Origin of the sequence: Aliivibrio fischeri ATCC 7744 = JCM 18803 = DSM 507 (assembly GCF_023983475.1) — a bacterium.
Lineage (GTDB): Bacteria > Pseudomonadota > Gammaproteobacteria > Enterobacterales > Vibrionaceae > Aliivibrio > Aliivibrio fischeri.
The window spans coordinates 2,790,729-2,802,943 of sequence record NZ_CP092712.1 but is presented as its reverse complement, the minus strand read 5'-3'; the positions used below and the strand labels follow the sequence as shown (position 1 = coordinate 2,802,943).

General features: G+C 37.1%; 11 protein-coding genes and 1 riboswitch. Of the genes, 7 read left to right on the top strand and 4 right to left on the bottom strand.

All coding sequences use genetic code 11. The features are described 5' to 3' along the window. Positions 1-98: 98 nt before the first annotated feature. Positions 99-893, top strand: coding sequence for a class I SAM-dependent methyltransferase (locus AVFI_RS12855; protein ID WP_155662866.1), 795 nt, complete (start codon positions 99-101; stop codon positions 891-893). Between the two features lie 125 nt (positions 894-1,018). Continuing rightward, positions 1,019-2,350, top strand: coding sequence for an MATE family efflux transporter DinF (gene dinF / locus AVFI_RS12850; RefSeq protein WP_155662867.1), 1,332 nt, complete (start codon positions 1,019-1,021; stop codon positions 2,348-2,350). A gap of 67 nt (positions 2,351-2,417) precedes the next feature. On the opposite strand, the gene sthA is transcribed toward dinF, so the two are convergent. After that, positions 2,418-3,833, bottom strand: a complete 1,416-nt coding sequence (gene sthA / locus AVFI_RS12845) for a Si-specific NAD(P)(+) transhydrogenase (RefSeq protein WP_017019516.1) — start codon at positions 3,831-3,833, stop codon at positions 2,418-2,420. Positions 3,834-4,067: 234 nt separating this feature from the next. Here sthA and fabR point away from each other — a divergent pair, with 234 nt between their 5' ends. Then, positions 4,068-4,745: an HTH-type transcriptional repressor FabR gene (gene fabR, locus AVFI_RS12840; protein WP_005421344.1), complete on the top strand. Its 678-nt coding sequence runs from the start codon at positions 4,068-4,070 to the stop codon at positions 4,743-4,745. Positions 4,746-4,795: 50 nt separating this feature from the next. Then, entirely contained in the window at positions 4,796-5,170 is a 375-nt protein-coding gene (locus AVFI_RS12835; RefSeq protein WP_005421343.1) for a YijD family membrane protein, read from the top strand. 49 nt (positions 5,171-5,219) lie between these two features. On the opposite strand, the gene AVFI_RS12830 is transcribed toward AVFI_RS12835, so the two are convergent. Both AVFI_RS12830 and trmA read right to left on the bottom strand, forming a co-directional pair. Further along, positions 5,220-6,448 (bottom strand): IS3 family transposase gene (locus tag AVFI_RS12830; protein ID WP_408580437.1). Its coding sequence is split into 2 segments (ribosomal slippage): positions 5,220-6,085 and positions 6,085-6,448, totalling 1,230 coding nucleotides; the frame shifts between segments, so codons are not numbered across the junction. A 91-nt stretch (positions 6,449-6,539) separates the two neighbouring features. Beyond that, the gene (gene trmA, locus AVFI_RS12825) at positions 6,540-7,646 is read right to left on the bottom strand and encodes a tRNA (uridine(54)-C5)-methyltransferase TrmA (protein ID WP_005421342.1); all 1,107 of its coding nucleotides are present in this window, start codon (positions 7,644-7,646) and stop codon (positions 6,540-6,542) included. Between the two features lie 148 nt (positions 7,647-7,794). Next, positions 7,795-8,019, top strand: a riboswitch (cobalamin riboswitch). Positions 8,020-8,065: 46 nt separating this feature from the next. On the opposite strand from trmA, the gene AVFI_RS12820 reads away from it, so the two are divergent. The 3 genes from AVFI_RS12820 to murI all read left to right on the top strand — a co-directional run bounded on the left by AVFI_RS12820 (position 8,066) and on the right by murI (position 11,490). After that, positions 8,066-9,910 carry a TonB-dependent receptor domain-containing protein gene (locus tag AVFI_RS12820; protein ID WP_155662869.1) on the top strand — a complete coding sequence of 615 codons (1,845 nt, stop codon included), beginning with the start codon at positions 8,066-8,068 and terminating at the stop codon, positions 9,908-9,910. A 54-nt stretch (positions 9,911-9,964) separates the two neighbouring features. Then, positions 9,965-10,636 (top strand): Dph6-related ATP pyrophosphatase, encoded by a 672-nt coding sequence (locus AVFI_RS12815; RefSeq protein ID WP_155662870.1) that lies wholly within the window; start codon positions 9,965-9,967, stop codon positions 10,634-10,636. Between the two features lie 65 nt (positions 10,637-10,701). Next, the gene (gene murI / locus AVFI_RS12810) at positions 10,702-11,490 is read left to right on the top strand and encodes a glutamate racemase (protein WP_054776288.1); all 789 of its coding nucleotides are present in this window, start codon (positions 10,702-10,704) and stop codon (positions 11,488-11,490) included. Here the strand turns inward: murI and AVFI_RS12805 are convergent. Further along, positions 11,453-11,935 (bottom strand): RNA recognition motif domain-containing protein, encoded by a 483-nt coding sequence (locus AVFI_RS12805; RefSeq protein WP_005421336.1) that lies wholly within the window; start codon positions 11,933-11,935, stop codon positions 11,453-11,455. The two genes, murI and AVFI_RS12805, sit on opposite strands and share 38 nt — an antisense overlap. Between the last annotated feature and the right edge of the window lie 280 nt (positions 11,936-12,215).

Genomic DNA, 12,215 nt, shown 5'->3' with positions numbered 1-12,215 from the left:
TATATAATCATCATTATCGCTTGTTTAGCTGAAATAAACCTTTACAAGTGGTAATGATAGTTATTATCATTTAGGCCTATTCACTAAGGATGATGATAATGACGAACCTCGGCCATAAAATTCCTTCACGTTTATTACAACCTCTTTGGTTAAGAAGCCGTGAAAGTATGATCGACAATGGGCTCATTTATGACCCTATTGCTGCAGCGGCTTGTCAGCGCTGTCACCTTTCTGCTGAATGTCTCTCTGGAAATATAGATCAAAAACAGCTTCTTCATGCGACACTGACGGTTCAGTGTGATCAGCAAGTTTCTAAATTTCTAAAATCAAATCCATCTGGCTGGGTTGTCAATGTTGGCGCAGGCTTAGATACGCGTTTTTATCGTTTAGATAATGGACGTTGTCATTGGCTTGAACTTGATATTAATGAAAATTTGCTTTGGCGCCAAAAACTCTTCCATACCAATGAACGATATTATTTACGTTGTGGCTCTGTTGGTGACGAGCATTGGATTGATGAGCTTCCTGTCCCTAGTAATGTGCCTGTCATGATTGTGTGTGAGCAAGCTTTGTTAGATTGCACTAAAACTCAACTATCTAAATTTATCCAACTGCTTGGCCGTCGTTTTAATCATGCAGAAGCGTTATTCGTTGTTGCAGGGGATCGCTGCAATACCATGATAGGAAAAAAGCTTGGTAGTGCTGAATACCAACATGGTTTACATCAACCTAAACATGATTTTACTGGATGGTTACCATGGATTGAAAATCTATCCGTTACTTCACCGATAGAGCATAACTGTACTCGTTGGAAGTCATGGCAGCGTTGGTTGGTTAAGTTCCCATTATTTAAGCACCGGGTTACTCCTTTGCTGATCCATATGAATTGGTAATGATACTTGTCTTATTTGAATGGGTGTTTCTATTTAATGACAAGAGTATGAATTGAAGGGTACAGGGTTTAGGATCATAAGAAAGTAGGCAATAATGTGACTACTTTTTTCTATTGGTACTCCCTATGTGGAATTCATTAAAAAACCTTTCATTACATCGGCAAGTGCTAGCATTAGCCATTCCGATGGTGCTATCAAATATTACCATTCCTCTATTGGGGTTGATTGATGCTGCTGTTATTGGGCATTTAGAGCATGCTTGGTATTTAGGTGGTGTAGCGGTGGGCGGCACAATGATCAGTGTGACGTTTTGGTTATTGGGTTTTCTTCGCATGGCAACAACAGGATTAACCGCTCAAGCTTACGGTGCAGAAAATAAAAATGCGCTGAGCCAGACGTTTTCTCAAGGTATTTTTCTTGCTCTGTGCTTCTCTTTTATTTTACTGCTTTTTCATCAGCCACTTTCTCAGATCATTTTTTCATTCAGTGACGCTTCTGTTGAAGTGAAGCACTATGCCGAGCAATATTTTTCTATTCGTATATGGAGTGCGCCAGCAGCATTAAGTAATTTAGTTATTATGGGCTGGTTACTGGGTACGCAAAATGCTCGTTATCCTATGTGGCTGGTTATCATAACCAATAGCATTAATATTATTCTCGATCTTTTATTTGTGGTTGGTTTTCATTGGAAAGTTGAAGGTGCGGCACTTGCTTCCGTCATTGCCGATTATTCCTCATTAGTAATCGGTTTGTGGTTTGTCTTAAAACAGAGTAATAAGCTCGTATTACCTAGCTTTATTATGTCTCTATCTGATTTATTATCGGGTTTTAAGCGTCTCTTGAATTTAAATCGAGATATATTCTTACGTTCTCTGTGTTTACAAGCTTGCTTTACTTTTATGACGTTTCAAGGAGCATCATTAGGTGTAGATATTGTTGCTGCAAATGCAGTATTAATGAGCTTCTTAATGATGATTTCTTATGGTATGGATGGGTTTGCTTATGCAATGGAGGCAATGGTAGGAAAGGCAATTGGAGCAAAAAGTAGAACTCAGCTAGCGGATTCTCTTATTGGTACGACTTTTTGGAGTTTAGTGATAAGTAGCTTACTCAGTTTGGTATTTGGTGTATTTGGTTATCAGTTAATCGCAGTGATATCTTCAATTGAAGATGTGCAAAAAACGGCGTTGATTTATTTACCTTGGTTAATTGCTATGCCATTGGTATCAATGTGGTGTTTCTTGTTGGATGGTATTTTTGTTGGAGCAACCAAAGGCTCTGAGATGAGAAACTCCATGTTTATCGCAATGATAACCTTTTTCTCTGTTTGGTGGTTAATGCAAGATAACGGAAATCATGCGCTTTGGGCTGCTATGATTTCATTTATGGCAATGCGTGGTTTGAGTTTGGCTGTGACATTCTATTATCAATGGAAAAAAGCAATTTTCCTATCATAGGCCAAATGCATTACCTAATTGATCGCTATACAAAAAAAGGGCTGCAGTATGCAGCCCTTTTTTGTAATTAGAATAATCTATTTAGGCCATTGAGAGCGGCTACTCGATAAGCTTCTGCCATTGTAGGGTAGTTAAATGTGGTATTAACAAAATACTCAATAGTGTTGGCTTCGCCTTTTTGCTCCATAATGGCTTGACCGATATGAATGATTTCAGCCGCACGTTCGCCAAAGCAATGAATGCCCAATATCTCCTTGGTTTCACGGTGGAATAATATTTTTAGGCTACCGATATCTTTACCTGCAATTTGTGCTCGTGCTAAATGTTTAAATGATGAGCGGCCAACCTCGTAAGGTACTTTTGCTGCGGTAAGTTCTTGTTCCGTTTTTCCTACAGAGCTAATTTCTGGGATGGTGTAAATTCCAGTAGGAATATGATCGATGAGCCTAGCTTCTGCTTTTCCTTTAGTAATGGCTTGAGCGGTAAATCGCCCTTGGTCATAAGCTGCACTGGCTAAGCTTGGGTATCCAATCACATCACCAACCGCATAAATGTGCTCGACGTCTGTTTGGTAATTATCATTTACTTTTAATTGACCACGGGAATCAGCTTCAAGACCAACAGCTGAAAGGTTTAGCTTGTCCGTATTACCTGTTCGTCCATTTGCAAAAAGTATGCAATCGGCTTTCATTTTTTTGCCTGATTCTAAATGCATGATTACACCATCATCATTTGCTTCGATGTGCTCAAAATTTTCATCATTGCGAGTGACGATACCGCTGTTCCAAAAGTGATAGGAAAGCGCATCTGACATTTCATTATCTAAAAAGGAAAGTAGGCGATCACGAGTATTAACTAAATCAACCTTTACACCTAGTCCTCTAAAAATAGAAGCGTATTCACTTCCAATGACACCGGCACCGTAAATAATGATATGACGAGGATCGTGTTTAAGAGATAAGATAGAATCGCTGTCATAAACACGACTATGGTTAAAATTAATACCTTCAGGACGATATGGACGAGAGCCTGTAGCAATAATAAATTTATCTGCTGTGTAGGTTTCAATGGAGCCATCTTTTGCTGTAACCGCAACAGTATTTTTTTCTACGAAACTCGCTTCTCCAAAGATGAGAGAACATTGGTTGCGATCGTAGAACCCCTGTCTCATACGAGTCTGCTTATCTATTACACTTTTCGCATGACCTAAAATATCCGAAAAAGTAGAATGAAGACTGGTATTATTCTTACAGTAAAGAGGGTTTGAGTTAAACTCGATAATACGACTAACCGCATGACGCAGTGCTTTCGATGGAATGGTTCCCCAGTGTGTACACCCGCCACCAACACTTGGTTCTCTTTCAATAATTGCGACATTTAAGTTGGCTTTAGTTAGACCCATTGCAGCCCCTTCTCCACCTGGGCCACTACCAATTACAATGGCATCAAAATGGGTTGAACGTATAGGGGTTGAATTAGTCATTATTAGCGCCTTAATTATTATCAATATCGCAACATTGCTAAAAAAGTATTTTAACCTTTTCATTCGTTTGGTAAATCAAGTGATTAAGATAGAGTGGAGAGGATCACGTTGTTTATGGAAATCTGTCGTATTAGTGATTTCATTATTTACATAGGTAAGTAGAAATCGATAATGTGGGTTGGCGGAAGTTTGTGATACCCATTAAATTAAATCACGCAATAAACGGTAAAGTATATGTATCCTGAATTTGAAGCTGATGATCTCAATGCAGTCTCAGAAGTAAAGCGCCCAGTGAGTGCAAAAGGCGTTCGTGCTCAACAAAAAGAAAGAACTCGAAGAACCATCATTGATGCTGCTTTTTGCCTATTATGTGCCGAGCGAGGTTTTACGAGTTTAAGCTTACGAGAGGTTACTCGAGAAGCTGGAATTGCTCCAACGTCTTTTTATCGACACTTTAAAGATATGGATGAGTTAGGCCTAACTCTGGTAGATGAAGGTGGTTTGATATTACGTCAATTAATGAGACAGGCTCGCCAACGTATAGTCGTAGAAGGGAGTGTCATTAGAACTTCTGTTGAAACTTTCATGGAGTTTATTGAGGGAAGTCCTAACGTTTTTCGCTTATTACTACGTGAACGTTCAGGAACATCACCCGCTTTTCGTGCTGCGGTAGCAAGAGAAATCCAACACTTTGTTGCGGAACTTACCGAATATTTAGTTGCCACAACAGGAGTAGCTCGTGAAGAAGCATTGGTTCAGGCTGAGGCATCGGTAACACTTGTATTTAGTTCAGGAGCAGAGGCGTTAGATTTAGACTCGGCATCACGAACTGAATTATCTGAGCGACTCATTTTTCAATTACGAATGCTCTCTAAAGGAGCGTATTGGTATCGTAAAGAAAATGAAAAATAGAATGTAGATGCATTGATCGCAGTGAATCAATGTCTGTATGAGGTAAAAACATGACACATGAAAATAGTAGAAATGAACGAAAGACATTAGCGCTATCAGTGGTGGCAGGTCTTTGTTTAAATGCCGTTTGGGTTGGATTAACAGTAACTGAAGTTGCTTTCTCAATTTTTCCGATTATTGCATTGGTTCTAGCGGCTCAAGGTTTATATCAAGAATACTTACGACCGCCAGTGAGCGAAGATACTCCGCTTATTGCAGTGGCTTGTTTTTTTGTAGGATTGTTTGGTCATTCAGCATTAGTAAAAGCACAATACCCAGAAGCGGGTTCTAATTTCTTTTCGATTTTAGTCGCTCTGGCTTTGTTACTTTGGATTGGTGTGAAAATGGGTATTTTGAAAAAGAAAGATACTCACACAGAAATATAAATAACCGTTTGTCTCGTCCTAAAATACGTTGACGATTTTTAATTGAAAGCTAAGTGCGTACGCACTTGGCTTTTTTGTGTACTTGATTTGGTGTACTCATTCCCAAGCTTAAATGTGGCCGCATTTCATTATAAATAAAAATAGATTCTTCAACTAAATGCCTTAACTCCTCTAAATCTTTACAGTCATACAAAAGAAACTCTTGTTTAAGTATCCCATTTATTCGCTCTGCTAATGCATTTTGATAGCAATCATAACCATCCGTCATTGATGGCTTAATATCATTTTTATTCAATTTTTCCTGATAAACCTTTGAACAATACTGTAATCCTCGGTCTGAATGATGAATCGTACTCCTTTGATATTGACGGCTATCTATCGCCATATCAAGAGCTTTGACTACATCAGTAGCTTTCATTTCATCACTTAATTCATATCCCATTATCTTTCGACTATAAGCATCTGTTACTAAAGATAAATAATGAATACCTTTTTGTGATTGAACGTAAGTGATATCACTAACAAAAACCTCTTCAGATGCTTGAGGTGTTACTTCTTTAAGTAAATTAGGATGTTTTTTCATCCAATGCTTACTATAGGTAGTTTTTGTATAACTTCGTTTAGGTTTTACTAATAAGCACTCATTTCTTAAATAGGAAAAAAAGTTATCTCTGCCTAACTTTATGCCATGAGTGATGAATTTGGGCTTAAGTAAAAAATATAATTTTTTACCTCCAATACGAGGCATATATCGACGAATTTCTTGCACCATATTTTTAACCGGTGAAAGTTCAACGGCACGTTTCAGAGCTCTACGTTCTTGTTGGTATATACATTGTCTTGTAATGCCAAGTAGCTGACTAGCTCGCTCTAAGCTGATCATTTTCTGCTTTTGAAGACTTCTTGCTCCTTGGCAATATACTTTTTTCTAAGGCCTGCACCATGTTCTGCGTCCATGATATTCACTACTTCATTAAGTAATAAATTACGCATTCTTTCATCATCAAGCTCTCGCTCTAAACGTTTAATTTTTTGTGCAGGCGATTCTTTCGCTTTCGGGGATTTAGGCATAATAATCTTAGGTGATTGAGACCAGTCCATCTTACCGTGTTTTCTTAACCAAGTAAGTACGGTAGATCGACCTTGAATGCCATAAATGTTTTGAGCTTGCTTATAGGTCATATCGCCTTTTTCTATAGCGGCAACAAGCTGCAATTTAAAGCCTAATGAATAATCGCGTTGAGTTCGCTTATTCTTTGTTTTTTCTTGATTTGTCATATAAAAGTCCTAAATGTGTAAACACATTTCAGGACGAGACAGTTCATAAAAAAAGGCTCAGAACATTACGCTCTGAGCCTTTTTTTTAAGTTTATTTTCTTTCTAAGAAAACGCCTGCTTCCATATGGTGTGTATATGGGAACTGGTCAAATAAAGCAAAACGCGTAATGTTGTGCGTTTGGCTTAAAATTTCTAAGTTTTCTTTTAGCGTTTCAGGATTACAAGAGATGTACATAATACGCTCGTAACCTTGAACCATCTTACAAGTCCCTTCATCCATTCCAGAACGAGGTGGATCAACAAAGATAGTGTTGCAGTTATAGCTTTTTAGATCGATATTTTGATCTTTTAAGCGTCTAAATTCACGTTTACCTTCCATAGCATCAGTAAAATCTTCAGCAGACATTCGAATGATTTGTACATTATCAATGTTATTTGCAGCAATGTTGTATTGAGCAGAATCAACAGATGGTTTTGCTAATTCGGTAGCCAGAACGCGATCAAAGTTTTTCGCTAATGCCAATGAGAAGTTACCGTTACCACAATATAATTCAAGTAGGTCGCCTTGACTGTTTTGTGTACAATCCACTGCCCATTCCAGCATTTTTTGAGCAACAATGCCGTTTGGTTGTGTAAAGCTATTCTCAACTTGCTTATACGTTAAGATGTCGTCATTAACTTTAAGTTTTTCAATAACAAACTCTTGGTCTAAAACGATTTTCATTTTACGTGCACGACCAATGATATTTAGGTTAAAACCTTCATCATTCAGACGTTGTTTTAATGCTTTCGCTTCTTCTTTCCAAGCATCATCTAGTTGACGGTGATAAAGCATCGACACCAAAATTTCGCCACTAAGCGTCGATAAGAAATCCACTTGGAACATTTTATAGCGAAGTGTTTTACTTTCTTTTACTGCTTCTGTTAGTAATGGCATTAAATCGTTAATTAAACGGCTTGCAGGTAAGAAGTAATCAACACGGTATTTTTCTTTGGTCTCTTGGTTGAACATGACGTAATACATTTCGTCACCTTCATGCCACACACGAAATTCAGCACGCATGCGGTAGTTTTCAGCAGGAGAGGAAAAGACTTCCAGTTCTGGAACATTAAATTCAGAAAACATAGCAGAGAGTGCTTCTGCTTTTTCATCTAATTGTACTTGATAATTTTCTGGGTTCATGACTGATTGTGTCATCGTCTTGCCTCACGCTGCTCAAAATAAGAGCGCCGATTTTATGCGATAGAGATCTGTTGTCCAGTATTTGTGTGTTATTGATCGAAACTAATTAATACTAATACGTGATATTGAGCGCATAAACCTAGACAAAGATAGTGTAGGTCACTACTATTTCGCCCATGTTGGTGCGCTATTTTTAATATTAATTATAGCCTGAATAGGGAATCTGGTGAAAATCCAGAACTGACGCGCAGCGGTAAGAGAGAACGAAGGTACAATTTTTCACACTGTTAAGTTTAGATATTTTAAGGATATCGAAAAATAATGGGAAGTGAGTACTCTAGGTTAACTGCTCTCAAGTCCGAAGACCTGCCAGCAATAAGTAATACATTACGTATTGCTATATGGACTTAACGCGATTTTAGGAAACAACGGAAATGAAAAAAACTGCCTTAGCGACAGCTGTAGTGTCGCTGCTTTCACACGCCTATACACCCCCTGTATTTGCTAAAAATACCACAACAGAAACCGATGAAACCATGGTTGTTACTGCGAACAGATTTGAGCAGTCAGCCAAAGATGTGATTGCGCCTGTAGAAGTAGTTACAAAAGAAGATATTGAAGCAATGCAAGCTAAATCTCTTGATGAGGTTCTTCGCCGATTACCTGGTGTTCAAATTGGAAAAAATGGTGGCTATGGCCAGAAAACGAGTTTATTTATTCGTGGTACGGAATCAGATCATGTATTAATTCTAATGAATGGTGTTAGATTAGGAAGTGCAACTTCGGGAGTGGCAGCCATTAATGCTATTTCACTTAATGGTGTAGAAAGAGTTGAGTATATTAGAGGTCCTCGTACTGCTATTTATGGTGCAGATGCTATCGGCGGTGTTATTAATATCATTACATCGACAACTAATGAATATACTGAAATTAGTGGTGGTCTTGGTTCTAATAAATATCAACAACTTAGTGCAGTAACAAGTACAAAAGTAAACGATAGTTTATATGTGAAAGTAGCTGTAAGCCAAGAAAAAGAAGATGGTTTTTCCGCATATAGTGAATCGAATAGTAATTATGACCCTAGTAAAGATAGTGATAATGATGGGTTTGAAAGTAATAACTTATCTTTAGAATTAGCATATAAATTTTCAGAATCATTTAATAGCAGAGTAAATATTGATTATAGCGAAGGTTCGGTTGATTATGATCCAGCTGCATCTTCTAAAGATAGTAAGAATTATAACGTAGCTTTAAGTAATGAATACAAAACTGATAAGTGGGTAACGTCATTAGTTGTAGCCACTAATCAGGATCATAATAATGAACATTCTTATAGTTCTTGGACTGGTGTTTATACTGATGCTACTTTTGAAACTCAGCGTAACTCGGTTTATTTGAATAGTTTTTATCAATTAACTAATGAGTTAAATGTTGGTGGTGGCATTGATTGGTATAAAGATGATGTATCTAATTCAACAGACGCTGCAAAGTTTGATGAAACTTCAAGAACAAACTTAGCAGGGTTTGTAACGGGAGTTTATCAAAAAGATGACCTCCAGCTAGAAGCTAGTTTACGAAATGATGATAATCAGCGTTATGGTAATAATACAACGTGGCAATTTGGTGTTGGTTACCAAGTTATAGAACATTATAAACTTACATTTAATTCTGGAACTGCATTTAGAGCTCCTACATTTAATGATCTTTATTCAACTAATCCTATTTATGGCGATAGTGGCAACCCAAATTTAAAACCAGAACAATCGGAAAATATGGAAGTTGCACTTATTGTTGATTATTTTTTAGCGACTATTCGTTTAGCGGCATATAAAAATAAAATTACAGACTTAATTGTTTATGGGACACCTAGTGAGAATGTAGATAAAGCAACAATTGAAGGAATAGAAATATCCAGTAGCTTTAATACAGGAGCAATTTACCATCAATTAAGTTTTGATTGGATGGATCCTAAAAATGATGATACTGGTGAGGTTTTAGCTCGAAGAGCAAAGAAAAGTGGTAAATGGAATAGCTCATATGCAGTTAATGATTTCTTATTTGATTTAAGCTATTTATATCAAGGTGAACGTCTAGATTATTCTGGCGGTGATATGCTTGATTCATATTCTCTTTTTGACCTCGCAGGGACTTATTTTATAACAGATTCTTTTTCGGTGAGTGCTCGAATTGCAAATATATTTAATGAAGAATATGAAACAGCGGGTGGTTATAACACGCAAGAGCGTAGTTACTACGGGACTGTAACATATAGATTCTAAATAGCAGAGTTAGCAAAACCGCCTTCATTGGCGGTTTTTCATTTAGAGGTATGAATGAAAAAGAAAGTTATTATTAGTTGGTCATCAGGAAAGGATTCAACCCTCACTCTTATTCGGTTGTTTGAGAATCCTGACTATGAAGTTGTTGCTTTATATACGACACATGTAGCAAATGAAGTCCCATTTCAAGTAACTCCATTATCAGTTGTTCAAATGCAAGCTGATTTAGTCGATCTGCCATTAATCACAATCGAATTACCAACCGTGTTCCCTGCTAATAATGAATATCAAAGTTTAGTCATAACTGGTTTAAAAGAATGTGGTATTGAGTTTGATTCTGTTGCTTTCGGTGACATGTTTTGCAATGGCATTGTTGATTATCGTAAAAGCTATATCGAAAAAGCAGGTTGGGACTGTGTTTTTCCTTTAATAGGGCAATCAAGCAGAGACTTGGCTGAGGAGATTATTTCATTAGGTATTAAAACTATTCTTGTTACAACTGATGGGACTCAACTTGATAATCAGTTTTGTGGAAAAGTATACACAAGAGAATTGATTGCACAGTTACCAATAGAAGTAGATCCTTGCGGAGAAAACGGTGAGTTTCATTCTTTAGTGGTTAGCGCACCATGTTTTAAAGGTTCAATCCAATTATCTGAGATGCAAATTGAAAAACAGGAGCGCTTTACTCATCTTCGTTATAACGCTTCTGTTTTACAAAACTAGTGCAAGAGGTATGATTAGAGCTCATCTTTTTATATCGGCTTACAATAGAGTCTGTGGTTTCAGTTATGCCAAAACACATTTTGATTTTTGATTCAGGTATCGGTGGATTATCGGTATATAAAGAAATTAAATATCAGTTACCTTTAGCTAAGTATATTTATGCGTTTGATAATGCGGCATTTCCTTATGGTGAACTAACTGAATCTGTACTTATAGAAAGAACGACACACATTATCTCTAAGTTATGTTCTAAATTCCCTATCGATATCGTTGTGATTGCTTGTAATACAGCAAGCACTGTTGTACTTCCTTCTCTTAGGGATAAATTAGATATACCTGTAGTAGGTGTTGTTCCTGCCATCAAACCCGCAGCTCTGGTATCAAATAAGATTGGTTTACTTGCAACGCCTGCGACAGTAAAGAGAAGCTACACGTATGATTTGATCAAATCTTTTGCTCCTATATCTGATGTCCAGCTATTAGGCTCAACGCGACTGGTTGAAATGGCGGAAGAAAAGATGATCGGAATTGATGTAGATATTGCGGAGCTAAAAGAGATTTTATCTCCTTGGCAAAATAAAGTAGATACGATCGTTCTAGGTTGTACTCATTTTCCTTTTCTAAAGAATGAAATAAAAAAAGCACTGGGAAATAAAATATTGCTTATTGATTCTGGAGAGGCAATAGCTAGAAGGGTAAAACAATTATTGAATGGGGATGGGGTGGAAAGTGCAGTTCTTTTTGAAGGTGAGGTATTTTGTAGTGCCCCCTCTATAAAAGAAGAGGCACTAAATCATACATTCAAAGAACTAAATTTTAGTTCTCTTCAGTGTTTGGGTTACCCGAAGTTTTAGGATCATTAGCAATACGCACTTTTAGAGTTCGCTGATCAAATTCGTTATTGTTTAAGTTTTCAATAACGTTGTCAGCGTCTTTTGTTGCAACTACTACGAAACCAAAGCCTCTTCTTTTACCTGTACGCTTGTCTTTCATTAAACGTACTGCAAATACATCACCAAATTCAGCAAAGAGTTCTTTTACATCTGACTCATTTGCACGATAAGGTAAATTACCCACATATAATGTAGTACTAGCTTGATCTGAGTTTGGAGCAGTATCAGCAGAATCATTTGAGTTTGATTGTGCTGGAGCTTTGTTAATAGTTAAAACCGTAAAACCTGTAATCACTGCGCCAAAAGCGAAAGCAAAAGCCGGAGATACTGTTGGAAATAAAGAGATTGCTCCTGCACCTAGTGCAGCGATAGCAATAATAGCAATGTTTGAATTAGTAGATTTCATGATAAGTAAGGTCTAGTAAATAAATGGAAAGTGATGAATTAACAATAAAATCACATTGATACTACTTATATTGTGTATCAATTGCCAACTAATTAAGCCATTGTTCATTTCTTGTAGGGGGTTTGTTTGAAAAAAAGTGATCTGTGTAGAAAATAATCACTTAGATGATTATTTTTAAATATCGCTTGCCAATCCTAATTAGCTCTCTATAATGCGCCTCCGTTCCCAAGGAAAAGATAAATAACTTTAGCCATGAGAACAATGAGTTTTAGGACTTCAA

Bases quoted from the DNA above. Each gene is read 5' to 3' on its own strand.
- AVFI_RS12835 (WP_005421343.1), top strand. From the start codon at position 4,796: ATGACACATGAAAATAGTAGAAATGAACGAAAGACATTAGCGCTATCA.
- trmA (WP_005421342.1), bottom strand. From the start codon at position 7,646: ATGACACAATCAGTCATGAACCCAGAAAATTATCAAGTACAATTAGAT.
- AVFI_RS12855 (WP_155662866.1), top strand. From the start codon at position 99: ATGACGAACCTCGGCCATAAAATTCCTTCACGTTTATTACAACCTCTT.
- AVFI_RS12805 (WP_005421336.1), bottom strand. From the start codon at position 11,935: ATGAAATCTACTAATTCAAACATTGCTATTATTGCTATCGCTGCACTA.
- AVFI_RS12815 (WP_155662870.1), top strand. From the start codon at position 9,965: ATGAAAAAGAAAGTTATTATTAGTTGGTCATCAGGAAAGGATTCAACC.
- fabR (WP_005421344.1), top strand. From the start codon at position 4,068: ATGTATCCTGAATTTGAAGCTGATGATCTCAATGCAGTCTCAGAAGTA.
- sthA (WP_017019516.1), bottom strand. From the start codon at position 3,833: ATGACTAATTCAACCCCTATACGTTCAACCCATTTTGATGCCATTGTA.
- dinF (WP_155662867.1), top strand. From the start codon at position 1,019: ATGTGGAATTCATTAAAAAACCTTTCATTACATCGGCAAGTGCTAGCA.
- AVFI_RS12820 (WP_155662869.1), top strand. From the start codon at position 8,066: ATGAAAAAAACTGCCTTAGCGACAGCTGTAGTGTCGCTGCTTTCACAC.
- murI (WP_054776288.1), top strand. From the start codon at position 10,702: ATGCCAAAACACATTTTGATTTTTGATTCAGGTATCGGTGGATTATCG.